This window comes from Xanthomonas translucens pv. undulosa (assembly GCF_017301775.1).
Taxonomy (GTDB): Bacteria; Pseudomonadota; Gammaproteobacteria; order Xanthomonadales; family Xanthomonadaceae; genus Xanthomonas_A; species Xanthomonas_A translucens.
Map to the genome: position 1 here is coordinate 307900 of NZ_CP063993.1, position 25566 is coordinate 333465.

Sequence of the window (25566 nt, forward strand, 5' to 3'; positions counted from 1 at the left end):
CTGCTCTACTCGCCTGCCGGATCGGGCACCGGCAGCCCGTGCAGGTTAGCGTAGATTCGTGCGGCGAGCGCGTCGTTGATGCCTTCCACGCGCGCGATCTCCGCTTCGCCGGCGGCCTTAAGTCCGGCCAGTCCGCCGAAATGCTTCAACAGGCTGGCGCGGCGGCGCGGACCGATGCCGGGGATGTCCTCCAGCTTGCTGGTCATGCGCGCTTTCTGGCGCCGCCCGCGGTGGCCGGTGATCGCAAAACGGTGCGCCTCGTCACGTACCTGCTGAATGAACTGCAGCGCCGGCGAGGCCGCGCCGGGGCGCAGTTCGCGCCCGTCCGGCATCACCAGGGTCTCGTGGCCGGCGCGGCGTTCGGCGCCCTTGGCCACGCCGATCACCAGGATGCCGTCCACCCCCAGGTCGGCGAGCGCGGCATTGGCCTGCGCGAGCTGGCCGGCGCCGCCGTCGATCAGCAGCACGTCGGGCAGCACCGCATCGGCCTTGCCCTCGCCCTCCGCCGCGCGGCGGAAGCGGCGCTCGATCGCCTGGCGCATCGCCGCGTAGTCGTCGCCCGGCTCGATGTCGCTGATGTTGTAGCGCCGGTACTGGCTGCGCACCGGGCCGCTGGCGTCGAACACCACGCACGAGGCCACGGTGGCCTCGCCCATGGTGTGGCTGATGTCGAAACACTCCGCGCGCCGGACCGGCTCGGCCAGCCCCAGCATCTCGCGCAAGGCCTCGCTGCGCGCGTGCTGCGCGTTGCGGCTGGTCAGCTCGGTGACCAGCGTGGCCTGCGCGTTGCGGCTGGCCAGTTCCAGATAGCCGGCGCGCTCGCCGCGCACGTTCCAGCGCAATTGCACCTTGCGCTCGGCAGCCGAACCCAGCGCCGCTTCGATCAGTTCGGCGTCGGCAATTTCGCGATCCAGCAGTATCTCGCGCGGCGGCGCGTGCTCGGCGTAGTACTGCGACACGAACGCGCCGAGCACCTCGGCCGCGCTGTCCTCGCCGTTGGTCTTGGGGAAGAACGCGCGGGTGCCGAGATTGCGCCCGTCGCGGAACGCCAGCAGCAGCACGCAGGCATTGGCGCCCTGGGTGGCGCAGGCGAGCACGTCCAGGTCGGCGGCGCGGCCGTCCACGTACTGGCGGCTCTGCATGCTGCGCAGCGAGCCGAGCAGGTCGCGCAGGCGCGCTGCGCGTTCGAACTCCAGCTGTTCGCTGGCGGCCTGCATCGCCTGCACCAGTTCCTCGCCGAGCTGGTCGCTGCGCCCGTCCAGAAACATCGTCGCGCGGCGCACCGACTCGGCGTACTCGTCGGCCGGCACCAACGCCACGCACGGCGCGCTGCAGCGGCCGATCTGGTACTGCAGGCACGGCCGCGAGCGGTTGCGGAACACGCTGTCCTCGCAGCTGCGCAGCTTGAACAGCTTGTGCATCAGGTTCAGCGTCTCGCGCACCGCGGTGACGCCGGGATACGGGCCGAAGTAGCGCCCGGGCAGCGCGCGCGGGCCGCGGTGCAGCGCGATCCGCGGCCACTCCTCGCGGGTCAGCAGCACGTAGGGATAGCTCTTGTCGTCGCGCAGCGACACGTTGTAACGCGGCGCCAGCGACTTGATCAGCTGGTTTTCCAGCAGCAGCGCCTCGCCTTCGCTGCGGGTCACGGTGACGTCCATGCGCGCGACCTGGGCCAGCATCGCCATGGTCCGCGCGTTCTTCGGCGAGGCGCTGAAATAGCTGGACACGCGCTTGCGCAGCGCGCCGGCCTTGCCGACGTAGAGCAAGGTGTCGTCGGCCGCGTACATGCGGTACACGCCGGGCGCGGTACTGAGGTTGGCGGCGAAGGCCTTGCCGTCGAACGGGGGCAGCGCAGATGCGGTCATTCGCTGATCGGCACGTCGCTCAGTTCGCCACTGGCGATGTCGTAGCGCAACACGGCGTGGGCATCGGTTTCGGCGATCCACACCGTGCCGGCGCTCACCGCCAGCCCGGCCGGGCCGTGCAGGCGACGCGGCAAGGGCGTGGTCGACAGGTCGCCGCCGCCCAGGCGCAGGCTGCGCAGGCTGCCGTTGCCGCTGTCGGCGATCCATAGCAGCGGCGCGTCCGGACTCAGCGCGATCGCCTGCGGGAACTGCAGCCGCGCGCGGCTGCGCGGGCCGTCCTCGTTGCCGAAGTCCCACGGCCCCTGCCCGCCGAGCAGGGTCTGCACCAGGTCGCCGCGCAGCTGCAGCGAGCGCACCGCCGAGCCCAGCGCGTCGCACACGTACAGCGCCTGCTGCACCGCGGCCAGGCTGCACGGCTGCGCGAACGCGGCCAGGTGGCCGCTGCCGTCGCGCAGTTCCAGCGCGCCGGCGCCGGCACGCCAGCGCAGGCTGCGGTTGCCGAGTTCGTAGCTCCAGATGCGGTTGTCGCCGGCCATCGCGATATGCACCTGGTTGTCGGCCACCACCACGTCCTGCGGGTGGTTCAGCGGCGCCTGCTGCGGGTGCTGCACCGGGCCTTCGACCGGCTCGCCGGCACGGCCGTTGCCGCACAGCGTATCGACGTGACCGCTGAGCAGGTTGATCCGGCGCAGCGCGTGGTTGCCGGTGTCGGCGACGTACAGCACGCCGCGCTCCAGCGCCAGTCCGCGCGGCCGGTGGAACGCCGCCTCGCCGATGCCGCCGTCGATGAAATCGGCGGTGCCCAGCCCGAACTGGCGCAGCATGCGGCCGCCGCTGGTGCATTCGACAATGCGGTGGTGGCCGCTGTCGGCGATGTACAGGCGATCGTCGGCGAGCGCCAGGCCGAACGGGAAGCGCAGGCTCAGGCGCGGCTCGGGCTGGGTCTCGCGCGCATCGCGCAGTTCCTCGTCCAGCGGCAGCGATTGCCCGGCGCACAGCGCGTTGAGCGCCTTTTCCAGATCCGCGCCGCCGATCCCGACCAGGCGCTCGCGTTCGTAGCCGCCGGCATCGAGCAGCACCAGGGTCGGCCACGCCTGCACGGCGAAACGCTGCCAGGCGGCCCAGTCGGCGTCGAGCAGGATCGGCGCCGACACGCCCTGGCTGCGCAGCAGTTTCAGCGCGCGCTGCGGTTCGCGCTCGCTGTCGAAACGCGGCACCTGCACCACGATCAACTGCAAACGCCCCGGATTGCGCGCCTGCCACTGCGCCAGTTCGCCCAGGCGCTGCGCGCACCATACCGAGGCGGCGTTGACGAAGGCCAGCACCAGCGCGCGCCCCTGCTGCTCGCGCAACGTGGTCGGCGCGGCATTGAGCCAGATGCCGGGCTGCGGCAGTTCCAGGGCGGCGATCGCGTTCATCGGCCGATTATGCCGGAGCCGCCGTCGGCGGACAGGCGAGCCACGCTACCGGCGGCGGCATCGTCTACAAGGCGCCAGACATCCTCGAAATGGTCGCTACCGCCGGTGTACGGATCTGGGATCTCGCGGCGCCCATCCAGGCCCGCCCACGGCAGCCACAGCGCCACCCGTTGCAGCGCGACGGCCGGAGCGCGCCGGCGCACGTCGCGCAGGTTGCTCGCGTCGGCGCACAGGATCCAGTCAAAGTCGGCGAAGTCGGCGGCCTGCAGCTGGCGCGCGCGCAGCCAGGCGATGTCCACGCCATGGCCGCGGGCGCAGGCGATGGCGCGCCGGTCCGGCGCCTCGCCGCTGTGCCAGTCGCCGGTCCCGGCCGAATCCACCTGCACCTGGCCGGCCAGCGGCGAGCGCTCGAGATGGTGGCGCAGCGCGCCTTCGGCCATCGGCGAGCGGCAGATGTTGCCCAGGCACACCAGCAGCAGTTTCATGCCAGGGCCTGCAGATGCGCCTCGGCGCGGGCCAGGTCCTCGGGCGTGTCCACCCCGGGCGGGAACGGCTCGGGCGACAGCGCCACCGCGATGCGGAAGCCGGCTTCCAGCACCCGCAGCTGCTCCAGCGCCTCCAGCTGTTCCAGGCCGCCCGGCGGCATCGCCGCGAAACGGCGCAGAAACCCGGCGCGGTATGCGTAGATGCCGATATGGCGCAGCCACGGGCCCGGCGGCAGCCGTTCGCGTGAGGCGGCGAACGCGTCGCGGTGCCAGGGGATCGGCGCGCGGCTGAAATACAGCGCATCGCCCTGCGCGTTGCGCACCAGCTTGACCAAGTTCGGATCGAACAGGCTCTCGGCAGATTCCACCGGAGTGCCCAGCGTCGCCATCTCCGCGCCGCTGGCGGCCAACGCCTTCGCCACCGCGACGATCCCGGCGGCCGGCGCGAACGGTTCGTCGCCCTGCAGATTGACCACCAGGGCCGCATCGTCCCAGCCGGCGAGGTCGGCGCATTCGGCCAGGCGATCGGTGCCGGAGGCGTGCGCCGCCGAGGTCAGCGCCACGTGCACGCCGTCCAGATCGGCCACCGCCGCAGCGATGCGCGGATCGTCCGCGGCCACCCACACCTGCTGCGCGCCGGCGCCGAGCGCACGGCGCGCCACATGCCGCACCAGCGGTTCGCCGCCGAGCAGGCGCAGCGGCTTGCCGGGCAGGCGCGAGGCGGCGTAGCGCGCCGGAATGGCGACCACGAACGGCGGCGGCATGGCGTGTGCGGCACTCATGCGCGGCGCGCGCCGGCGGCGGCTGAATGCTGGAATGCGCGGAATCCAAACATGGATGGTCTTCTCCGTTGTCGATGGGGGCAAGGCGTCTTCGAAGGCTTGGCGGCGGCAGCCGGTTCGCTGCAGCCAGGCACGCTAGCAGGCGCCGAGCGCGTGGCGCTCGCCTTTGCTGCCATTCTATAGACCCTGTCGATCGCGCTCTGCACCTGCTCGGCTTGGGCGAAAGCGTCTGCAGCGTCGGCGACGGCTGGTCCGCGATGGCAGCACAAACGCGCACAACGCCTTCGCGTGGCCGGGCGACGGCATTTCGACACGGCACTGCAGCCAGCGCGGGACCTTGTGGGAGCGACTTCTGTCGCGACGGGCGTTACCGATAAAACCTGTCGCGACTGAAGTCGCTCCATGATTCGCCTGCCGTGGTGCGTTACTGCAAACGTCACGGATGCGCTGTTTGCGCCACCCTATTCGATGGCGTCGCCGCTGCGCCCGCGCAGCTTGTCCAGCCGGTCGAGCAGGCCGATCCAGAACGCGGCCGGCAACTCGGCCACCAGCGGCACGCTGAAGCACCAGTCGTTGACCAACTGCGCGCACTTGACCGCGTCCTTCTCGGTCATCAGCACCGGCAGTTCGCTGCCGAACGACAGGTCGGCGGCGCGGTAGCGGTGATGGTCGGGAAACGCGTGCGGCACCACGCCGATGCCATGCGCGCGTAGCATGTCGAAGAAGCGCTGCGGATGGGCGATGCCGGCGACGGCATGCACGCGCTGCCCGGCGAAGCTGCGCAGCGCGCGCGCGCGGCCGCCCTGCAGCGGTTGCGCGCTGTCGATGCGCAGGCGCATCGCCCACTCGCCGAAACCAGCCTGGACTTCGCCGACATCGCTGGCCTGGCCCAGGTTGATGACCCGGAAATCGCATTCGCGGCCGCGCGCCACCGGCTCGCGCAGCGGCCCGGCCGGTAGCAGACGGCCGTTGCCGTAGCGGCGATGGCCGTCGACCACTTCGATCTCGATGTCGCGCTGCAGGCGGTAGTGCTGCAGGCCATCGTCGCAGACCACGATGTCGCAGCCGGCCTGCAGCAGCGCGCGCGCGGCGGCGACGCGGTCGCGGTCCACCCGCACCGGCGCGCCGGTCTTGTGCGCGATCAGCACCGGCTCGTCGCCACCGAGTTCGGGCGTGGTGCCGGACTCGATCCAGCGCGCGACCTGGTCCTGGCTGCGGCCGTAGCCGCGGGTGGCCACGCCCGGTTTCCAGCCGGCGTCCTGCAGCTTGCGCACCAGGGCGATGGTCAGCGGAGTCTTGCCGGTGCCGCCGGCGGTGAGGTTGCCGACCACCACCACCGGCACCGCGATGCTGTGGCGCTTGCGCCAGCCGCGCCGGTACAGCGCGCGGCGCAGGCCGATCGCCGCCGCGTACAGCGGCGTGAGTAGCTGCGAGTACAGCGGCGGCGTACCCTGGCCATACCAGTAACCAGGCGTGTGTGGCCCGCGATCGCTCATCACGGCTGCCTTTCGCGGAACTGCATGCTGTGCAGGTGGGCGTACAGGCCGCCCTGGGCTAGCAGCGCGTGATGGGTGCCGCGCTCGACGATGCGGCCGTGGTCCATCACCAGCACCTGATCGGCATGTTCGATGGTGGACAGGCGGTGCGCGATGACCAGCGTGGTGCGCTCGGGCATCAGCCGGTGCAGCGCGTCCTGCACCAGCCGCTCGGATTCGTTGTCCAGCGCGGCGGTGGCTTCGTCCAGGATCAGGATCGGCGCGTCGCGCAGGATCGCGCGGGCGATCGCCAGGCGCTGGCGCTGGCCACCGGACAACAGCGCGCCGTTCTCGCCGACCGGGGTGCGCAGCTGCAGCGGCAGCCGTTCGATGAATTCCCAGGCGTTGGCCGCCTCGGCCGCGGCGCGGATCTGCGCGTCGCTGGCCTGCGTGCCGTAGGCGATGTTGGCGGCGATGGTGTCGTCGAACAGCATCACCCGCTGCCCGACCAGGGCGATCTGCCGGCGCAGGTCGTGCAGGCGGTAGTCGTGCAGCGGCACCCCATCCAGGATGATGCTGCCGCCGCTGGGTTCGTAGAAGCGCGGCACCAGCCGTACCAGGCTGGTCTTGCCGCTGCCGGAACGGCCGACGATGGCGGTGACCGTGCCTGGCTTGGCCGTGAAGCTGATGTCGTCCAGGGCCAGGCCGCCGTCCTGGCTGTAGCGCAGCATCACCTTGTCGAACGCCAGTTCGCCGCGCACGCGCTGCACCGACACGTTGCCGGTGTCGCGCTCTTCGGGCGTATCCAGGATCGAGAACAGCCGCTCGGCGGCGGCCACGCCGCGCGAGATCGAGGTCTGCACGCTGGTCAGCCGGCGCAGCGACGGGATGATCGCCATCATCGAGGTCATCAGCGCCATGAACTGGCCGGCGTTGAGGCGCCCGGCCAGCGCCTCGCGGGTGGCGACCCAGACGATCGCCGCCAGCGCCACCGCGGCCAGGAACTGGACCATGCTCGAGGCCAGCGCGCGGGTGGTCTCGACCTTCATGTTCAGGCCCAGCATGCGGTTGGCCAGCGCCGCGTAGTAGCTGATTTCCAGCGCCTGGGTGCCGTGCACCTTCACTTCCTGCTGCGCCCCCAGCGACTGCTCGGCGCGCTGCGCCATCGAGCCCATGCCGTCCTGGATGCCGCGGCTGATCTTGCGGTAGCGCTTGCCGACGTAGGACACGATGACCCCGATCAGCGGCGCCACCACCAGCAGCGCAAAGGTGACCTTGACGCTCATCTGCAGCATCACGATCAGCATGCCGATGATGGTCAGGGTATCGGCCACCAGCGTCTTCAGCGCATCGGAGGCGGCCTGGGTGACCTGTTCGGTATCGAAGTTCAGCCGGCTGACCATCACCGGCGTGGCCTCGACGTCGAAGTGTGAGGACGGCAGGTGCAGGTACTTGGCCAGCACCTGCTCGCGCAGGTCGCGCACCACGCTGCGGCCTGTGCGCGCCATGCAGTAGTCGCCGACGAAGGTGGCGACGCTGCGCATCAGGAACAGGCCCAGGATCGCCAGCGGCAGCAGCACCGCCATGCGCGCCTCGGGATTGACGAAACCGCGGTTGACCAGCGGATCCATCAGCCGGGTGAAGAAATAGCCGGCGGTGGCCTCGATCACCATCGCCACCACCGCCGTGGTCAGCATCGCCCAATAGGCGTGGGTATAGCCGAGCAGCCGACGGTAGATCGGCCAGACCGGTGCCGACTTCGCGCTCACTGCTTGACTTCCGGCGCGGTGGCGATAGCGATGCGGCGGAAGCCGAGCTGGCCCAGCGCGTCCTGCGCGGTGACCACGGCCTGGTAGGGCGTGCGCGCATCGGCACGCAGCAGCACCGGCTGCGCGCGGTCGTCGCCGGCGACCTGGGCGATGCTGCGCTTGACCGACTCCACGTCGGTGCGCAGCACTTCCTGGTCGTTGATGAAGTAATGCCCGTCGGCGTTGACCAGCACGCTCAGCGCGCGCGGCGGCGGCGGGTTGTGCTGGTCGCTGGCGTTGGGCAGTTGCAACTGCAGCGTGGAACGGGCGTCGAAGGTGGTGGTCACTACGAAGAAGATGATCAGAACAAGGATGACGTCGATGAGGGGCACCAGGTCGATCTGCGGCTCGTCTTGGCCGCGATCGTCACGAATCCGCACCGGTCAGCCCTTGGCCGGCGCAGCGGCACCGCCGCGCGAAGCCGGGCGTGCCGCGGCCGGGGTCGGCGCGCCGTCGCGGCCATGGCCGTCGAGGACATCGCTCAAGGCGGTGGCTTCGCGCTCCATCTCGATGATGTAGCCAGCGATGCGGCCCTTGAAATAGCGATGGAAGACCAGTGCCGGTACCGCGATGATCATGCCGGTGGCGGTGCACACCAGTGCCTTGCCGATGCCGCCGGCGAGTTGGTTCACGTCGCCAACGCCGCGGTCCAGGATGCCCAGGAACATCTGAATCATTCCCACCACGGTGCCGAGCAGGCCAAGCAGCGGCCCGGCCGAGGCCACCGTACCCAACGCGTTCAGGAACCGCTCCATGCGATGCACGACGTGGCGGCCGGTGTCCTCGATGCGTTCGCGGACGATCTCGCGCGGCCGGTTGCGCACGTCCAGGCCGGCGGCAAGCAGCTCGCCCAGTGCAGAATTGCGCCGCAGCGACTCGATGTGGATCGGGTCGAGCTTGCCGCGGGTGGCCCAGTTGCGCACTTCCTGGCCCAGCCCCGGCGGCAGCACTTCGCTACGGCGCAGGCTCCAGAACCGCTCCAGGACGATCGCCAGCGCGACCACGCCCAACAGCAGCAACGGCACCATCGGCCAGCCACCGGCCTTGACCAGTTCCCACACGTCGCAACCCTCCGGCACGTTCGGCCGTTCGTTCACCGGCCGATAGGATAGCAGCCGCCCGCGCCCGCTCCGCGGCATCCCACAGCCGCGCCCGCCACGGCCGCCGTTCGCGCAGTTGCAGGCCGGCGCGTCCCAGCCACACGCGCAGCGCGCCGCCCTGCGGTGTGGTCGCGACCTCGGCGCCGGACGCCTGCCAACGCGCCACCACCACCGGCCGCGGATGGCCGAAGCGGTTGCCCTCGCCCGCCGAAATCAGCACCAGGCGCGCGCCGGTGGCGGCGACGAAGGCCGCCTGCGAGGAATGCGCGCTGCCGTGATGCGGCGCCAGCACTACCTCGGCGCGTAGGTCCTGCGGCGCCTGGCGCAGCAGGCGGCTCTCGACCACCTCGCCGATGTCGCCGGTCAGCAGCATCGCGCCATGCGCGCTTTCAACCCGCAGCACGCAGCTGGACTCGTTGTCGAGATAGGGAAAGCCGGGCGCCGGATGCAGGAAGCGGAAACGCACGCCATCCCATTCCCAGGCGGTGCCGGCCAGGCACGGCCGGTCCACCCGCACCGGCGCGCCGGCCGGCGCCTCGGACAGGCCGACCGGCAGCGCCGCGCGCACCGCCTCGAAACCACCCGCATGGTCGTTGTCGCCGTGGCTGATCACGGTGCGGTCCAGCCGCGCCACGCCGAGCGCGTGCAGCGCAGGCACCACCGCGAGCTCGCCGGCGTCGTAGCCATCCTTGATCGCCGGGCCGGCGTCGTACAGCAACTGGTGCTGCGCGGTGAGCACCAGCACCGACAGCCCCTGGCCGACATCGATCATCACCAGTTCCACCTCGCCCGCGGCCGGCCGCTCCAACGGCGGCCAGAACAGCGGCAGCCACAGCAGCGCCGCCAGCGGCTTGCCCGGTACCGCGCGCGGCAGCAGCAGCCAGAACGCGCCCAGCAGCGCCAGCGGCAAGGCCCAGTTGCGCGCTTCCGGCAGCCAGCGCAGCGCGAAACGGCTTTCGCCGAGCGCGGCGAACAGCGGCCAGGTCAGGTCGAAGCACGCCGCCGCCGCACGCCAGGCCCACACACCGACGCCGGCGTGCAGCGCCTCCAGCGCGGTGCCGAGCAGTGCTAGCGGCACCACCACCAGGCTCCACCACGGGATCGCCAGCAGGTTAGCGAGCGGACCGACGGCCGAGGCCTGGCTGAACAGCATCGTGCTCAGCGGCAACAGGCCCAGCGTGGCCACGCCCTGCGCCGACAGGAACTCGCGCAGCTTGCCGTGCCAGCCGCTGCCGGCGGCAGGCATGCACCAGGCCAGCCAGGCCACGCCGAGGAAGCTCAGCCAAAAGCCGGCGGACAGCACCGCCAGCGGGTCGAAGGCCAGCATGACGATCGCCGCCAGCGCCAGCGCATCGACCACCCGCACCGGGCGCCGCCACAGCCGCGCGACCACGACGACCGCGATCATCAGTGCGGTCCGCACCGTGGGCAGCGCCATGCCCGACAGCAGGGTGTAGCCACCGGCGCCGAGCACCGCCAGCAACGCGGCGGCCTGGTGACGCGGCCAATAGCGCCCCAGCCGCGGCCACAACCGCCACAGGCCGCCCCCGAGCAGCGCGAACGCGCCGGCGACCAGGCCGACATGGAAACCTGAAATGGCGATCAGATGGGTCAGGCCCGCAGCGCGCAGGATGCGCCAGTCGCGATCGTCCAGCGTGCGCGTGTCGCCGAGCGCCAGCGCCTGCACGTAACGCGCCGACGCGCTCGGCACCGCCGCCGCAATCCGCGCCGACAGCCGCTCGCGCCAGGCATCGATGCCCTGCCCAGGCGCCAGTTCGGCGGCTTCGTGCGGCGCGGTCACGTAGCCGCTGGCACTGATCCGCTGCGCCAGTGCATAGGCCTCCGCGTCGAATCCGCCCGGATTGCTGAGCCCGCGCGGCGCGCGCAGGCGCACGCTCAGGCGCCAGCGCGCGCCGGCGTGCAATGCCGTGCGCGGACCAGGCGCGTGCGCGCCGAAATCGTCGTACCAGGCCAGTTGCAGCAGGCGCCCGCGCAACGGCGCCGGCTGCGTGGCATCGGTGTCCACCCGAAACATGAAACGCGTGCGCCGCACCTCGGCCTGCGGCAGTTCCAGCACCTGCCCTTGCAGCGTCGCCACGCGCTTTTCCCAGTCGGCGGGCAATTGCCGCGCCAGAACCATGCCGGCAATCAGCCCCAGCCAAGCAAAGCCCAGGGCGAAGGCGCCCAGCCAGCGCCAGTGCGGCATGCCGATCCACACCGCGCTGCCGCCAAGCAACAGCAGCAGGGACAGCGGCCACGGCGCCAGCCGCGGCAGCCACAGTGCCGCCAGTACGCCCGCGGCGAGCGCGGCGGCGACGCCGATGCCGAACGGGGCGATCGCCTCGGCACGCACAGGTCCTGGTGCGGCAAACCCAAGACCAGGCGCAGACTCAGGATGTTGCTGCATGCGATCGCCGCTCCTTGACGTAAACAGGGTGCAGAGGTAACAGCGGCGATCGCGACAGGCGGCGACAACCACAACGAGGCCAGGTCGATAGCCTCGCGCGCCGCGGTGATGTCCGCCATCGGCAAAGCCCTGCAAGCGGTGTAGGAATTCGCCTGGAGACGCACGACGCCGCGCGGCGCATGGCCGCTTTTCGCCATACTTTCATCGGCCTGCGGCTAGCGTGCCCGGTTTAAATCGAAGGAATCCATGCATGCGCAAGGGCACCGCACTGGTGGTCGGGGTCACCGGCATCTCCGGCTACAACCTGGCCAAGGTTCTGGTCGCGGACGGCTGGACCGTCTATGGCCTGGCACGCCGCCCGATCCCGCAGGAAGGCGTAATTCCCGTGGCCGCCGACCTTCTCGACCGCGACGCCACCGCGGCCGCGCTGCACGGGCTACCGATCACCCATGTGTTCTTCTGCACCTGGACGCGGCGCGACACCGAAAAGGAAAACGTCGCCGCCAATGGCGCGATGCTGCGCCACTTGTGCGAGGGCCTGGACGGGACCGCGCTGCAGCACATGGCGCTGGTCACCGGCACCAAGCACTACCTGGGTTCGTTCGAGCACTACGGTAGCGGCAAGGCAGAGACGCCGTTCCGCGAGAGCGAGCCGCGCCAGCCGGGCGAGAATTTCTACTACACGCTGGAAGACCTGCTGTTCGACGCCGCCGCGCGCCATGGTTTCGGCTGGAGCGTGCACCGCTCGCACACCATAATCGGCCAGGCCCACGGCAGCAACGCAATGAACATGGGCGTGACCCTGGCGGTGTACGCCACGCTGTGCAAGCACAGCGGGCAGCCGTTCGTGTTCCCCGGTTCGCGCGCGCAGTGGGACAGCCTCACCGATCTCACCGACGCCGGCCTGCTCGGCCGCCAGCTGGCCTGGGCCGCGACCAGTCCGGCCGCGCGCGACCAGGCGTTCAACACGGTCAACGGCGACGTGTTCCGCTGGCGCTGGATGTGGGGCGAGATCGCTGCGTTCTACGGTCTGGAGGCGGCGCCGTATCCGGAAGCGCCGATGCCGTTGCAGCCGCGTCTGCAGCACACCGCGCCGGCGCAGTGGCGCGCGATCGCCGAACGCCACGGGCTGGTGCAGGCGGACGTGAATCAGTTGGCATCGTGGTGGCATACCGATGCCGACCTCGGCCGCGAGATCGAGTGCGTCAACGACATGACCAAGAGCCGCGACCTCGGCTTCCTCGGCTATTACGACAGCCGCGCCTCGTTCCTGGAGCTGTTCGCCAGGCTGCGTGCGCAGCGGATGATTCCGTGAGGTGTGCGCCCTCGGTGGGCGAGTTGCTGCCGCGGGGAGATGGGCGGTGCAGGATCGTCGACTAGGCAGGCGTTCGAGCGTTTTTTCCATGCGATTGTGCGTCTCCATTGGGAGAGCGCCTGCGGGTGGCCTCGGGCCATCGGCCCCGAGCGATTCCGCAACCGGACAGACTCCGGCTGCGTTCATCGCGGCTGAAGCCGCTCCTACAAGGGGCGGTTGGCTGCACTGTAGGAGCAACTTCAGCCGCCGACCGATAGCCCAAGCCGCTGCGATCCCCGGCCTTTTCCTGGCCCATCTGTCGCGATCGCTTCTGAGGCCCGGCAACTGGACGGCTCCGCGCGTCGCGACTGAAGTGTCGCTCCCACAATGACTTGCGGCCAGCAGGCTGGGTGCACTGTCGGAGGGACTTCAGTCCCGACTGTTTCCGAAGCCGGATAGCCGGATGGCTTCGTTCGTCGCGGCTGAAGCCGCTCCTACAGGAAGCAAGCGACCGACTCGCCGGCTGCACTGTAGGAGCGGCTTCAGCCGCGACCGATTGCCGAAACCGTCATGGTTCCGGGCTGCATTCGTCGCGGCCGACAGGCCGCGGCCATAGGCATGCGCGCCGCTACACGTCGGCAGGCGCCAGTTCGCGCAGCTTGCCCTGATGCAGTTCCAGCACGCGGTCGAGCTTGCGCGCCAGGCTGCGGTCGTGGGTGACCAGGGCCAGGCTGGTGCCGTGCGCGCGGTTGAGCTCGAGCATCAGCGCGAACACGTTGGCCGCGGTCTTGTCGTCGAGGTTGCCGGTCGGCTCGTCGCCGAGCACGCAGGCCGGACGGTTGACCAGCGCGCGCGCCACCGCCGCGCGCTGGCGCTCGCCGCCGGACAGTTCGCCGGGCTTGTGCTCCAGGCGATGGCCCAGGCCCACCGATTCCAGCAAGGCGCGCGCGCGCGCGTCGGCGTCCTTGACCGCGGCGCCGCCGAGCAGCACCGGCATCATCACGTTCTCCAGCGCGGTGAATTCCGGGAGCAGATGATGGAATTGGTAGACGAAGCCCAGCGAGCGATTGCGCAGCTGGCCGCGCGCCGCGTCCGACAGCGCCGACATGCGCTGCCCAGCCACGTACACCTCGCCGGCGGTCGGCACATCGAGGCCGCCGAGCAGATGCAGCAGCGTGCTCTTGCCGGCGCCGGACGCGCCGACGATGGCCACGGTCTCGCCCGGCGCCACGCTCAGGTCCAGCCCGTCGAACACCGGCGTACGCATCTTGCCCTCGGCATAGGTCTTGCCCAGGCCTTCGGCGCGAATCGCCGCGTCTGCTTGCGGTGGCGTGTGCACTGCCGATTCCCGATTCCCGATTCCCGATTCGCGGCCGTCATTCATAACGCAGCGCCTCCGCCGGTTGCGTGCGCGCAGCGCGCCAGGCCGGATACAGCGTGGCCAGGAAGCTCATCAGCAGCGCGACAAGGGTGATCACCACCACGTCGCGCGGCTGCATGTCGGTGGGCAGGCCGGTGATGTAGTACACGTCCTCGGGCAGCAGCTTGATGTGGAACAACGCCTCGATGCCGGCCAGGATCCGCTCCAGGTTCAAGGTCAGCAGGATGCCGCCGATCACCCCGGCCACGGTGCCGATCACGCCGATCAGCGTGCCCTGCACCATGAACACCTGCATCACCCCGCCCGGGCTCAGCCCCAACGTGCGCAGGATGGCGATGTCGGCCTGCTTGTCGGTGACCAGCATCACCTGCGAGGACACCAGGTTGAACGCGCCCATCGCGATGATCAGCGACAGCAGGATGCCCATCACCGTCTTTTCCATCTTCAGCGACTGGTACAGGTTGGCGTTCTCGCGGGTCCAGTCGCTGACCATGTACGGGCCGTGCAGGTTCAGCGCCAGGTCGCGGGCCACGTTCCAGGCCAGGTCCATGTCGTACAGCTTCAGGCGTACGCCGGTGACGCCGTCGCCGATGCGCAGCACGCGCTGCATGTCCGCCATGCTGGTCACCGCCAGGCCGCGATCGATCTCGTTGTAGCCGGCCTCGAAGATGCCGCTGACGGTGAAGCGCTTGTAGCGCGGCACCATGCCCATCGGGCTGGCCTGCGGTTCGCCGAGCATCACCACCACCTTGTCGCCCACGCCCACGCCCAGCCACAGCGCCAGTTCCTGGCCGAGCAGGATGTTGTAGGAACCGGGGGTGAGGCTGTCGATCGAACCCTGCTTCATCTTCTGCGCCAGCACCGAGACCTTGGACTCTTCGCGGGGCAGGATGCCGCGCACGATCGCCGGCTGGTTGCGCTGCCCGGTGAGCAGCGCTTCTTCCTCGACATACGGCGCGGCGCCGGCCACACGCGGATCGCGGGTAGCCACGTCCACCGCGTGCTGCCAGTTCTCCATAGGCGCGCCCTGCGCGCTGACGGTGGCATGCGCGGCCATCTGCAGCAGGCGGTCGCGGATCTCCTTCTGGAAGCCGCTCATCACCGCCAGCGTGGTGATCAGCACGGTCACGCCCAGGGCGATGCCGAGGATCGAGGCCATCGAGATGAAAGAGATGAAGTTGTTGCGGCGCTTGGCGCGCAGGTAGCGCAGGCCGATGGCCACGGGTAAGGGTTTGAACATGCGCAGCCACCATCCAGGGAGCGCTATGGTGCCATCTGCGGCGGCGCAGACGAAGCGGCACGGGCCTGAGCGGCCAGACGCAGTTCACGTCGTGCCGGCGGCGGCAGGGTGTCCGGCCACCAGGCCAGGCGCCCTACCCGGCCATCCGCATCGCGCCAGCGTACGAACGCCAGCGGCCCGCGCCAGTCCACCTGCAGCGTCGCGACCGGCTGGCCATCGACGCTTGCCGCCACGCTGCCCTGCGCCGGGAGCAGCAGGGTACGCGGCGCCCGCCGCGCCTCGCGCCGCAGCAGCCACGCCGCATACAGCGCGGCCAGCGCCGCCGCAGGCCAGGCGCAGGCGCGCGGCATGTCCGAGCCCAGGATCGACAGCGGCGCCAGCACGCTCAGCAGCGCCAGCGCCGCCAGCAGCCAGCGCGAGGGGCGCCACTCAAGCCGGCAGGGCGCGGATGGTGGCGATGAGATCGGCGGCGCGTGCATCGGGACAAGCCTCGTAGCCCATGAACCAGCGCCACAACTTATCGTCCTCGCATTCGAGCAGGTATAGGAAAACCCCGCGCTCGGCCTCGGAGGACTGCGCCCAGCGCCGGTCCAGGTAGCGTCCGAACAGCTGATCCAGCTCGCGCATGCCGCGCCGGCAGCGCCAGCGCAGCTTCTTCAGTTCGGTGGCTTCGTCCATCGCATCGCACCCCAGGTCTTGGTGGACGGACGCCTAGGTCGGCGACCGTCGAAAACGCGCGCGGCACCGAACCCGAGAGCCGGTGCCGCGCAGTCGAACGGGCCTGCCGTCCGTGGTGGCGACGCTAGCCGATCAGGCGCGGCGCGCCATCATCAGCTTCTTGATCTCGGCGATCGCCAGCGCCGGATTCAGCCCCTTCGGGCAGGTGCGCGCGCAGTTCATGATGGTGTGGCAGCGGTACAGCTTGAACGGATCTTCCAGATCGTCCAGGCGCGCACCGGTGTCCTCGTCGCGCGAGTCGACGATCCAGCGGTAGGCCTGCAGCAGGATCGCCGGACCCAGGTAGCGCTCGCCGTTCCACCAGTAGCTCGGGCAGCTGGTCGAGCAGCACGCGCACAGGATGCACTCGTACAGGCCGTCGAGCTTCTTGCGGTCTTCCGGCGACTGTAGCCGCTCGCGGTCCGGCGGTGGCGGGGTCTGAGTGCGGATCCACGGCTTGATCGACGCGTACTGCGCGTAGAAGTGGGTCAGGTCCGGCACCAGGTCCTTGATAACCTCCATGTGCGGCAGCGGATAGATCGGCACTTCGGCCTTGCCGCAGTCGGCGATCGCCTTGGTGCAGGCCAGCGTGTTGGTGCCGTCGATGTTCATCGCGCACGAACCGCAGATGCCTTCGCGGCAGGAACGACGAAAGGTCAGGGTCGGATCGATATCGTTCTTGATCTTGATCAGCGCGTCCAGGACCATCGGGCCGCACGCGTCCAGATCCACCTCGTAGGTGTCGGTGCGCGGGTTGCTGTCGTCGTCCGGATTCCAACGGTAGACCTTGAAGGTGCGTGCATTCTTCGCGCCGGTGGCGGGAAAGTGCTTGCCCTTGCTGATCTTGGAATTCTTGGGGAGGGTGAACTCTGCCATGGCTTTAAAATCCGGGAATGGGGATTGGGGAATGGGAAATGGGAAGCAGGGGCGAAGAGCGCAGGCGCTGTTCTCGATTCCCCATTCCCGATTCCCGATTCCCGGCTTTGGTCAGTACACGCGCGGTTTCGGCGGCACCACGTCAACGTCCTTGCTGAGCGTGTACATGTGCACCGGGCGGTAGTCGAAGCTGCACTGGCCCTTGTCGTCGACGCTGACCAGGGTGTGCTTCTGCCAGTTGACGTCGTCGCGGTCCGGGAAATCCTCGTGCGCATGCGCACCGCGGCTTTCCTTGCGTTGCTCGGCCGAGTTGATCGTCGCCACCGCGTTGAGCAGCAGGTTGTTCAGCTCGTAGGTCTCGATCAGGTCCGAATTCCACACCAGCGAGCGGTCGGAGACCTTCACGTCCTCGAAGGTGGCGTAGATCTCGGCCATCTTGTCCACGCCTTCCTGCAGCGTCTTGCTGGTGCGGAACACCGCCGCGTCGGACTGCATGGTGCGCTGCATCTTGTCGCGGATCACCGAGGTCGGCGTGCCGCCGTTGGAATTGCGCAGCTTGTCGAGCAGGCCCAGCGCCTTGTCGCAGGCATCGCCGGGCAGGGTCTTGTGCGGCGCGCCGGTCTTGATGGTCTCGGCGCAACGGATCGCCACCGCGCGGCCGAACACCACCAGGTCCAGCAGCGAGTTGGACCCCAGGCGGTTGGCGCCGTGCACCGACACGCAAGCCGCTTCGCCGATCGCGTACAGGCCGGGCACCACCGCATCGGGGTTGTCGCCGTCCTTGCGCACCACTTCGCCGTGATAGTTGGTCGGGATGCCGCCCATGTTGTAGTGCACGGTCGGGAGCACCGGGATCGGCTGCTTGTGCACGTCCACGCCAGCGAAGATCCGTGCGCTCTCGGCGATGCCGGGCAGCTTCTCGTCGATCACCCCCGGGCCGAGATGGGTCAGGTCGAGCAGGATGTGGTCCTTGTGCTCGCCGACGCCGCGGCCTTCGCGGATCTCGATGGTCATCGAACGCGACACCACGTCGCGCGAGGCCAGATCCTTGTAGTGCGGCGCGTAGCGCTCCATGAAGCGCTCGCCGTTGCTGTTGCGCAGGATGCCGCCTTCGCCGCGCACGCCCTCGGTGATCAGGCAGCCGGCGCCGTAGATGCCGGTGGGATGGAACTGCACGAACTCCATGTCCTGCATCGGCAGGCCGGCGCGCATCACCAGGCCGCCGCCGTCGCCGGTGCAGGTATGCGCGGAGGTGGCGCTGAAGTAGGCGCGGCCGTAGCCGCCGGTGGCCAGCACCACGCCATGGGCGCGGAACAGGTGCAGCGAGCCTTCGGCCATGTCCAGCGCGAGCACGCCGCGGCACACGCCTTCCTCGTCGAAGATCAGGTCGAGCGCGAAATACTCGATCATGAAGCGCGCATCGTGCGCCAGCGACTGCTGGTACAACGTGTGCAGCATGGCGTGGCCAGTGCGGTCTGCGGCGGCGCAGGTGCGCTGCGCGGACGGGCCTTCGCCGTACTTGGTGGTCATTCCGCCGAACGGACGCTGGTAGATCTTGCCGTCCTCGGTGCGCGAGAACGGCACCCCGTAGTGCTCCAGCTCGATGATCGCCGGGATCGCCTCGCGGCACATGTACTCGATCGCGTCCTGGTCGCCCAGCCAGTCCGAGCCCTTGATGGTGTCGTAGAAGTGGTAGCGCCAGTCGTCCTCGCCCATGTTGCCGAGCGCGGCGGAGATGCCGCCCTGCGCGGCCACGGTGTGCGAACGGGTCGGGAAGACCTTGGTCAGGCAGACCGTCTGCAGGCCCTTGGCGGCCAGGCCGAAGGTGGCGCGCAGGCCGGCGCCGCCGGCGCCGACCACGACCATGTCGTACTTGTGTTCGGTGATCTTGTAAGCGGACATCTAATTTGAATTCCTGTTCCGGGCGCCGATCAGGCGCTGCCCAGCGCGATGCGGGCGACCGCGAATACACCGACGAGCGCACCGAGCACGGCGACGAACTTCACCGTGGTCTGCAGCGCCAGGGCCAGCAGCGAGTTGTGCACATAGTCTTCGAGGATCACCTGCAGGCCGATCTGCGCATGCCAGAACATCGCGATCAGGAAGCCCACCAGCAGCACGGCGTTCCACGGCTTGGTCACCGCCGCGGTGGCGGTGACGTAGTCGGCGCCGAGCAGGCTCAGCACGAACACCAGGAACCAGATGGTGAGGCCGACCAGCGCGGTGGCGGTAAGCCGCTGCAGCACGAAATGCTCGGTGCCGGACTTGGCCGCGCCCAGGCCGCGCACGTTCTTCAACGGGGTGCGGTAGCGGTTCATGCGGCGGCTCCGGTCAGCACGTAGGCCCAGATCAGCGCGACGATCAGCAGGCTGCCGATCACCGACAGCCAGCTGTTGCGCACGAAGGCGGGGATGCCGAAGCCGTGACCGAAGTCCTGCACGATGTGGCGCAGGCCGTTGCACAGGTGGTAGGCGAAGGCCCAGCTCCAGGCGAACAGGAACAGCTGGCCATACCAGGCGCCGGCCATGCCGCGGAAGCAGTTCCAGGACGCCGGGCCGAGCATCAGCACCAACAGCGCGGCGGCAATGATCAAGGCACCGACCGACAGAATGATTCCAGTGGCTCGATGCAGGATGGAGGTGACCATCTGGATCTGCCAGCGATAGACCTGCAGGTGGGGGGAAAGAGGACGTTCGCGCGTAGCCATTCGCTGGGCTCGTTGTCTCGGCTGGGCGGCGTGCTTAAGGCCGCGTTGGCTCAAAGCTGCTCAGAAATCGATGCAGCGTCCGTTTTTTTCCCAGTCGCCGTAGCGCGTCGGTTCGAGGCCGCCGCGACCGCCGATTTCCCTCGGTGCAGGCGTCGCTTGCGGAGTGTTCTCCTCGGCGGGTCGCTGCGTTTCGGGCTCGGGCTCGGGTGTGGGGGTTGCTTGGCTTATCATGCGGGTCTCACAACAATATAATTTTAGTCCTCCCCCTCGTGCCTGACAACCTGAATCTCACTTCCACCGGTTTTTCCGCGCTTCCAGACCTGCAATACGTGGCATTGAGCGGCACGGATGCAGTGGCTTTCGCCCAGGCGCAGTTCGCCAACGATGTGCAAGCGCTGCGCAACGGCCACTGGCAATGGAACGCCTGGCTGAGCGCCAAGGGCCGGGTGATCGCGCTGTTCGCACTGCTGCGCAGCGCCGACGACGCCTTGCTGGTGCTACTGCCGGACGGTGGTGCGGCGGAGCTGGCAATCGCGCTGAACCGCTTCGTGTTCCGGCGCAAGCTGCGTATCGCCGCGCACGACGACCTGCATGCCTACGCGTGCCTGGCTTCGCCCGCGCAGGCGCAAGGCGCGGCGCTGGCGGAGCGTGGCGACGGGACGATCGAACTGGACATGGGCGGCGCCGGCCTCCCGCGCACGCTGCTGTTGGTGCCGGCAGCACAGGCTACGCAGGACGCGGCCGACCCGGCCTTCGCCGCCGCCTGGCGCCACGCCGACCTGCGCCTGGGCCTGGCCCGGCTCGACCCCAGCCAGCGCGAGCAATGGACACCGCAGCAGCTGGCGCTGGACCGGCTGCATGCGTTCAGCGTGAAGAAGGGCTGCTATCCGGGCCAGGAGATCGTTGCCCGCACCCATTTCCTGGGCAAGGCCAAGCGCGCCCTGCAATTGCTGGAGATGGACGGCGTAGCCGAGGTCGGCGCGCAGGTGTTGCGCGACGGACAGCCGCTGGGCAGCGTGGTCAGCGTCGCCGGCGCATTGGCACTGGCGGTGCTGCCGCTGGAAGAAGTGCCGCCTACCGGCTTGTCCATCGGCATGCATCCTGCGCATTGGCAGCCACTGCGCGACGGCCTCGCGCGCTGAACCAGCCCGCCCGCGACGCCCGCCTTGGCTTATTGCGGTCCCGAGTCCCGAGTTGCAAGTCCCGAGCCCCGTACATCAAGACGCTCTCCGCTCTCCGGATCGAAGAAATGCAGCGCCTCGCCGCGCACCGCCACGCGCAGGCGCTCACCCAGGCCCGGCAGCGTGCGCGGTGCCACCCGCATCACCAGCGGCTGGCTGCCGTGGCTGAGGTTGACGAAGATCTCGTTGCCGACCGGCTCGATCATCTCGACCGTGGTCTCAAACCCGCCCTGCCCGTCCGCGCTGGGCTGCAGGTGCTCCGGGCGCACGCCGATCGCGATCGGCCGGCCCAGCCACTGCGGCGCGACCTGGGCGCCGTGCAGCGGCACGCGGCTGCCGTCGGCCAGCTGCAGTTGCAGGCCGTCGTCCTCGACCAACTGGCCCTGCAGCACGTTCATCGCCGGGCTGCCGAGGAAGCCGGCCACGAACAGGTTGGCCGGGCGGTCGTACAGCGCCATCGGCGTGTCGATCTGCTGGATCAGCCCGTCCTTGAGCACCACGATGCGCTGGCCCAGGGTCATCGCCTCGACCTGATCGTGGGTCACGTAGATCATCGTGGTGCCGAGCTTGCGATGCAGCTGCGCGATCTCGGTGCGCACCGAGTGGCGCAGCTTGGCGTCCAGATTCGACAGCGGCTCATCCAGCAGGAACACCGCCGGTTCGCGCACCAGCGCGCGGCCCAGCGCCACGCGCTGGCGCTGGCCGCCGGACATCGCCCGCGGCAGCTTGTCCAGCATCGGGGTCAGGCCCAGGGTGTCGGCGGCAGCGGCGACGCGGCGCGCGATGACCTCCTTGCTCTCGCCGCGCAGCTTCAACCCGAACGCCAGGTTCTCGGCCACGGTCATGTGCGGATACAGCGCGTAGCTCTGGAACACCATCGCGATGTCGCGGTCCTTCGGCGCCACGTCGTTGACCACGCGCTCGCCGATGCGCAGCTCGCCGCCGCTGATCTCCTCCAGCCCCGCGATCATCCGCAGCAGGGTGGACTTGCCGCAGCCCGACGGCCCGACCAGCACCATCAGTTCGCCGTCGGCCACTTCGAAACTGGCCCCGTGCACGGCGACCTGGCCGTTGTCGTAGACCTTGCGGATGTTGTCCAGTTGTACGTTCGCCATGGTGCGGTATCCGGTTTCCGGCAGGAGGGACGGGCTGCCGCCGGTCCCTCCCGAAGGCAGTGCATACGCATGCGGCTCGCATCGTGCCAGCGACACAGGCAACAATGGGAGCGCAATGCGGTATTCTGCCATGTAACCGTTTTCACGGGGCAACATCGACGCCTGGGAGGGCCGCCGATGCGATCCGCCAGCCGCCGCCGTCCGGGCGTGCGCCGAGCACCGACTCTGATGTTTGCGGCATTAGGCAGGTATGCTGGGAGGTCTGGCCGTCGTATTCATCTCCCGGATCGTGCGCTCCCGCCTGGCGGTCGTCATCGCCATGCCCCCGCGCGAGCTGCAGGACGGATACAGGCCGGCTCCGCCGCTTGCTTACCAACGCCACGTCACTACTAGCCCCCAGGTAATCGACGAAATGTCACCCGAAACCGAAAACCGGTCGATGCACGATACGTTCCTGCTGTTTGGCGCCACCGGCGACCTCGCCCAGCGCTACCTGTTCCCGTCGCTGCTGCGCATGCTCGACGACGGCTTCCTGCCGGACGACTTCCGCATCCGCGCGCTGGCGCTGTCGCCGCACGACACCGCCAAGTTCCACGACATCCTCAAGCCGCGGCTGCAGGCGGCGATGCCGCAGGTCAGCGAGGCGGTGATCCAGTCGCTGCTGGATCGCACCGACTACCGCTCGGTGGACCTGCGCAATGCCGAGTCGGTGGCCGATGCGGTGCGCGAACTGGCCGCGCGCAAGTGCGTCAGCTACCTGGCGATCCCGCCGGGGCTGTACATCAGCACCTGCCAGGGCCTGGCCCAGGGCGGTGCGCTGGCTGCGCCGAACCGGCTGATGCTGGAGAAGCCGATCGGCCACGACTCGGCCAGCGCGCGCGCGATCCTGCAGGCGATCGGCGCGCTGATCGACGAGGACCGCGTGTTCCGCCTGGACCACTACCTGGGCAAGGCGGCGGTGCAGAACCTGATCGCGCTGCGCTTCGGCAACACCCTGCTGGAAGCGGTATGGAACCGCAACTACATCGAGTCGGTGGAGATCCTGGTCGCCGAGAGCGAGGGCGTGGACGGCCGCGACGCCTACTACGCGCGTTCCGGCGCGCTGCGCGACATGGTCCAGAGCCACATCCTGCAGCTGCTGTGCCTGGTGGCGATGGAGCCGCCGGCCTCGCTGGAAGCGGACCGCATCCGCGACGAGAAGGTCAAGGTGCTGCGCGCGCTGCGGCCGCTGCAGGCCGCGCAGGCCGCACGCGACAGCGTGCGCGGCCGCTACACCGCCGGCACCATCAACGGCCAGCAGGCGCAGGCCTACCAGCCGCCGGAAGGCAGCGATGTGGAGACCTTCGTCGGCGTCACCGCCTACATCGACAACTGGCGCTGGGCCGGGGTGCCGTTCCGGCTGTGTACCGGCAAACGCCTGGCCGAGCGCACCACGCGCATCGTGGTCACGCTCAAGCCAGTCACCCACTGGCTGTTCGAGCGCCCCGACGCGCAGCACGTGGCGCCGAACCGGCTGACCTTCCAGTTGCAGCCGCAGGAAAACATCGAACTGGGCCTGATGAGCAGCCTGGCCGGCCCGGAATGGGGCGCGCTGGAACTGCAGCCGCTGGAACTGGAACTGTCGATGCCGACCGGCCTGCATCGCCGCATCGCTTACGAGCGATTGATGCTCGACGCGCTCAACGGCAACCATGCGCTGTTCGTGCGCGACGACGAAGTGCGCGCGGCCTGGGCCTGGATCGACAGCGTCAGCGACGCCTGGGCGCAGGCGCAACTGCCGCTGCTGCCCTACCCGGCCGGCAGCTGGGGGCCGCAGGAAGCCGAACGCTACGTGTCCGCCGACGACGCCAGCGCCGTGCAGCGGGACACGCCATGAGCGCGCCGCTGCGACCGGTGCTGGTCGCCGACATCGGCGGCACCAACGCGCGCTTCGCGCTCGCCGACGTCGGCGCGTCCACGCCGCTGCTCGACGACAGCACCCAGACCTATGCGGTGGTGGAATTCCCGTCGCTGGGCGACGCGGCGCGCCACTACCTGCAACAGACCGGGGTGGAGGCACGCAGCGGCGTGTTCGCCGTGGCCGGGCGGGTGGATGGCGACGAGGCGCGGATCACCAACCATCCATGGGTGATTTCGCGCTCGCGCACCCGCGCCATGCTCGGCTTCGACGCCCTGCACCTGATCAACGACTTCGCCGCGCAGGCAATGGCGATCAGCCTGCTGCAGCCGCAGGACGTGGTCCAGGTCGGCGGCGCGGCGTGGCAGCCGGCACCGATCGCGCAGCCAGGCAACTACGCGGTGATCGGCCCCGGCACCGGCCTGGGCGTGGGCGGCCTGCTGATCCGCGGCGGCCGCTGCTATCCGCTGGAGACCGAAGGCGGCCATGTCAGCTTCCCGCCGGGTACGCCGGAGGAAATCCGCATTCTCGAGCTGCTGTCGCAGCAGTTCGGGCGCGTGTCCAACGAACGCCTGATCTGCGGTCCCGGCCTGGTCAACATCCATCGCGCGCTGAGCGAGATCGCCGGCGACAACCCCGGCCCGCTGCAGCCGTCGGACATCACCGCGCGCGCCGCGCAGGGCGACTACCGCGCGATGCGCACCATCGACGTGTTCTGCGCGGTGTTCGGCGCCATCGCCGGCGACCTGGTGCTGATGCACGGCGCCTGGGACGGCGTGTTCCTGACCGGCGGTCTGGTGCCGAAGATGCTCGACGCATTGCAGCACTCCGGCTTCCGCCAGCGCTTCGAGCACAAGGGCCGCTTTTCGTCGATCATGGCGCGGGTGCCGTCGCTGGCGGTGACCCACCCCCGTGCCGGTCTGCTTGGCGCCGCCGCCTATGCGGTCGATGCCGAACGCGAATCCCCAGGAGTCGTTGCATGAGCCCCACGTTGTCCGATCGCATCACCCTGATCCGTTACGACGATGCCGACGAATGGATCGACGCGGCAGCGGCCGAGATCGGCGCTGCGCTGCGCGCGGACATCGCGCTGCGCGGCGGCGCGCGCCTGCTGCTGTCCGGCGGCACCACACCGGCGCCGGTGTACCAGGCGCTGGCCGAGCTGCCGCTGGACTGGAGCAAGCTGGAAGTGGGCCTGGTCGACGAACGCTGGCTGTCGCCGCAGGACAGCGACAGCAACGCCTACCTGGTCCGGCAGAGCTTCCTGGAGCGTGCCGAAGGCGCGCGTTTCGAACCGCTGGTGCGGGTCGGCCAGCCGCTGCAGGATTGCGTGCACGCCGCCAACCTGCATGCGCAGCACGCGCCGGCCGCGTGCATGGCGGTACTGGGCATGGGCGGCGACGGCCACACCGCGTCGCTGTTCCCCGGCGCCACCGACCTGAACAAGGCGCTGGCCAATCCGCTGCCCTACGCCGCGCTCGACGCCACCGGCTGCCCCGGCGCCAATACCTGGCCGCTGCGCATCACCCTGACCCCGGCCGGGCTGGCGCCGATCGGCCAGCGCATGCTGCTGCTGCGCGGCAAGCAGAAACTTGAGGTGCTCGAACGCACGCTGTCCGGCAACGATCCGCACGAATTCCCGATCCGCGTCGCCTTCGACACGCCCGGTGCGCGCTTGCGCGTGCACTGGTGCGAGTGAGGCCGGGACTCGGGACCCGGGACCCGGAACCCGGAACAGCCCAGCGCTGCGCATTCCCGCTTTCCCCAGTCCCCAGTCCCCAGTCCCGACTACACCCCACACTTCATAGCCACTTCTGC

Annotated in this window: 24 protein-coding genes; 5 read left to right on the top strand and 19 right to left on the bottom strand. The window is 69.5% G+C overall.

Annotated features, from left to right (window positions below; all coding sequences use genetic code 11):
* Positions 1 to 5: 5 nt before the first annotated feature.
* From uvrC to ISN38_RS01160, 9 genes are all read right to left on the bottom strand, one after another.
* A complete protein-coding gene (gene uvrC, locus ISN38_RS01120; RefSeq protein WP_058361853.1) occupies positions 6 to 1865 on the bottom strand; it encodes an excinuclease ABC subunit UvrC in 1860 nt (619 codons plus the stop codon).
* A complete protein-coding gene (locus tag ISN38_RS01125) occupies positions 1862 to 3283 on the bottom strand; it encodes a nhl repeat protein (protein ID WP_003472797.1) in 1422 nt (473 codons plus the stop codon). Before ISN38_RS01125 ends, uvrC begins: the two co-directional genes overlap by 4 nt.
* On the bottom strand, positions 3280 to 3768 hold the full coding sequence (locus tag ISN38_RS01130; RefSeq protein ID WP_003472796.1) for a low molecular weight protein-tyrosine-phosphatase: 489 nt from the start codon (positions 3766 to 3768) through the stop codon (positions 3280 to 3282). Before ISN38_RS01130 ends, ISN38_RS01125 begins: the two co-directional genes overlap by 4 nt.
* Positions 3765 to 4550, bottom strand: coding sequence for a 3-deoxy-manno-octulosonate cytidylyltransferase (gene kdsB / locus ISN38_RS01135; protein WP_058195588.1), 786 nt, complete (start codon positions 4548 to 4550; stop codon positions 3765 to 3767). The genes ISN38_RS01130 and kdsB overlap by 4 nt, the downstream gene beginning before the upstream one ends.
* Positions 4551 to 5011: 461 nt before the next feature.
* Complete coding sequence (gene lpxK / locus ISN38_RS01140; protein ID WP_003472790.1) at positions 5012 to 6046, bottom strand: tetraacyldisaccharide 4'-kinase; 1035 nt, start codon at positions 6044 to 6046, stop codon at positions 5012 to 5014.
* A complete protein-coding gene (gene msbA, locus ISN38_RS01145; protein ID WP_003472789.1) occupies positions 6046 to 7794 on the bottom strand; it encodes a lipid A export permease/ATP-binding protein MsbA in 1749 nt (582 codons plus the stop codon). Before msbA ends, lpxK begins: the two co-directional genes overlap by 1 nt.
* Positions 7791 to 8213 carry an ExbD/TolR family protein gene (locus tag ISN38_RS01150; RefSeq protein WP_003472788.1) on the bottom strand — a complete coding sequence of 141 codons (423 nt, stop codon included), beginning with the start codon at positions 8211 to 8213 and terminating at the stop codon, positions 7791 to 7793. Before ISN38_RS01150 ends, msbA begins: the two co-directional genes overlap by 4 nt.
* A gap of 3 nt (positions 8214 to 8216) precedes the next feature.
* Complete coding sequence (locus ISN38_RS01155) at positions 8217 to 8894, bottom strand: MotA/TolQ/ExbB proton channel family protein (RefSeq protein WP_003472787.1); 678 nt, start codon at positions 8892 to 8894, stop codon at positions 8217 to 8219.
* The gene (locus ISN38_RS01160; protein ID WP_206712019.1) at positions 8788 to 11286 is read right to left on the bottom strand and encodes a DNA internalization-related competence protein ComEC/Rec2; all 2499 of its coding nucleotides are present in this window, start codon (positions 11284 to 11286) and stop codon (positions 8788 to 8790) included. The genes ISN38_RS01155 and ISN38_RS01160 overlap by 107 nt, the downstream gene beginning before the upstream one ends.
* A gap of 304 nt (positions 11287 to 11590) precedes the next feature.
* Between ISN38_RS01160 and ISN38_RS01165 the strand changes: the two genes are divergently transcribed.
* Positions 11591 to 12655: an SDR family oxidoreductase gene (locus tag ISN38_RS01165; protein WP_206712020.1), complete on the top strand. Its 1065-nt coding sequence runs from the start codon at positions 11591 to 11593 to the stop codon at positions 12653 to 12655.
* A 607-nt stretch (positions 12656 to 13262) separates the two neighbouring features.
* Here ISN38_RS01165 and lolD read toward each other — a convergent pair.
* The 9 genes from lolD to ISN38_RS01210 form a co-directional block, all read right to left on the bottom strand.
* Positions 13263 to 13901 (bottom strand): lipoprotein-releasing ABC transporter ATP-binding protein LolD, encoded by a 639-nt coding sequence (gene lolD / locus ISN38_RS01170; RefSeq protein WP_483444609.1) that lies wholly within the window; start codon positions 13899 to 13901, stop codon positions 13263 to 13265.
* 109 nt (positions 13902 to 14010) lie between these two features.
* On the bottom strand, positions 14011 to 15255 hold the full coding sequence (locus tag ISN38_RS01175; protein WP_003472782.1) for a lipoprotein-releasing ABC transporter permease subunit: 1245 nt from the start codon (positions 15253 to 15255) through the stop codon (positions 14011 to 14013).
* A gap of 23 nt (positions 15256 to 15278) precedes the next feature.
* Complete coding sequence (locus ISN38_RS01180) at positions 15279 to 15734, bottom strand: hypothetical protein (RefSeq protein WP_047324873.1); 456 nt, start codon at positions 15732 to 15734, stop codon at positions 15279 to 15281.
* Positions 15685 to 15933, bottom strand: coding sequence for an FAD assembly factor SdhE (locus tag ISN38_RS01185; protein WP_003471713.1), 249 nt, complete (start codon positions 15931 to 15933; stop codon positions 15685 to 15687). Before ISN38_RS01185 ends, ISN38_RS01180 begins: the two co-directional genes overlap by 50 nt.
* Before the next feature lie 132 nt (positions 15934 to 16065).
* Positions 16066 to 16848 (bottom strand): succinate dehydrogenase iron-sulfur subunit, encoded by a 783-nt coding sequence (locus ISN38_RS01190; protein ID WP_003471715.1) that lies wholly within the window; start codon positions 16846 to 16848, stop codon positions 16066 to 16068.
* A gap of 111 nt (positions 16849 to 16959) precedes the next feature.
* Entirely contained in the window at positions 16960 to 18750 is a 1791-nt protein-coding gene (gene sdhA, locus ISN38_RS01195; RefSeq protein ID WP_003471717.1) for a succinate dehydrogenase flavoprotein subunit, read from the bottom strand.
* A 29-nt stretch (positions 18751 to 18779) separates the two neighbouring features.
* On the bottom strand, positions 18780 to 19166 hold the full coding sequence (sdhD, locus tag ISN38_RS01200) for a succinate dehydrogenase, hydrophobic membrane anchor protein (protein ID WP_003471718.1): 387 nt from the start codon (positions 19164 to 19166) through the stop codon (positions 18780 to 18782).
* Complete coding sequence (gene sdhC / locus ISN38_RS01205) at positions 19163 to 19555, bottom strand: succinate dehydrogenase, cytochrome b556 subunit (RefSeq protein WP_003471720.1); 393 nt, start codon at positions 19553 to 19555, stop codon at positions 19163 to 19165. The genes sdhD and sdhC overlap by 4 nt, the downstream gene beginning before the upstream one ends.
* A gap of 60 nt (positions 19556 to 19615) precedes the next feature.
* Positions 19616 to 19786: a DUF1674 domain-containing protein gene (locus tag ISN38_RS01210; RefSeq protein WP_003471722.1), complete on the bottom strand. Its 171-nt coding sequence runs from the start codon at positions 19784 to 19786 to the stop codon at positions 19616 to 19618.
* Positions 19787 to 19824: 38 nt separating this feature from the next.
* Between ISN38_RS01210 and ygfZ the strand changes: the two genes are divergently transcribed.
* The gene (ygfZ, locus tag ISN38_RS01215) at positions 19825 to 20697 is read left to right on the top strand and encodes a CAF17-like 4Fe-4S cluster assembly/insertion protein YgfZ (RefSeq protein ID WP_038239398.1); all 873 of its coding nucleotides are present in this window, start codon (positions 19825 to 19827) and stop codon (positions 20695 to 20697) included.
* A 29-nt stretch (positions 20698 to 20726) separates the two neighbouring features.
* Here the strand turns inward: ygfZ and ISN38_RS01220 are convergent, their stop codons facing one another.
* Positions 20727 to 21851 (bottom strand): ABC transporter ATP-binding protein, encoded by a 1125-nt coding sequence (locus tag ISN38_RS01220; protein WP_003471726.1) that lies wholly within the window; start codon positions 21849 to 21851, stop codon positions 20727 to 20729.
* A 412-nt stretch (positions 21852 to 22263) separates the two neighbouring features.
* Between ISN38_RS01220 and zwf the strand changes: the two genes are divergently transcribed.
* The 3 genes from zwf to pgl are packed head-to-tail and all read left to right on the top strand — an operon-like array spanning position 22264 to position 25447.
* Positions 22264 to 23727, top strand: coding sequence for a glucose-6-phosphate dehydrogenase (zwf, locus tag ISN38_RS01225; RefSeq protein ID WP_081318774.1), 1464 nt, complete (start codon positions 22264 to 22266; stop codon positions 23725 to 23727).
* Positions 23724 to 24731 (top strand): glucokinase, encoded by a 1008-nt coding sequence (gene glk / locus ISN38_RS01230; protein WP_003471740.1) that lies wholly within the window; start codon positions 23724 to 23726, stop codon positions 24729 to 24731. The genes zwf and glk overlap by 4 nt, the downstream gene beginning before the upstream one ends.
* Positions 24728 to 25447, top strand: coding sequence for a 6-phosphogluconolactonase (gene pgl / locus ISN38_RS01235; protein WP_003471742.1), 720 nt, complete (start codon positions 24728 to 24730; stop codon positions 25445 to 25447). The genes glk and pgl overlap by 4 nt, the downstream gene beginning before the upstream one ends.
* The last annotated feature ends 119 nt before the right edge of the window (positions 25448 to 25566 follow it).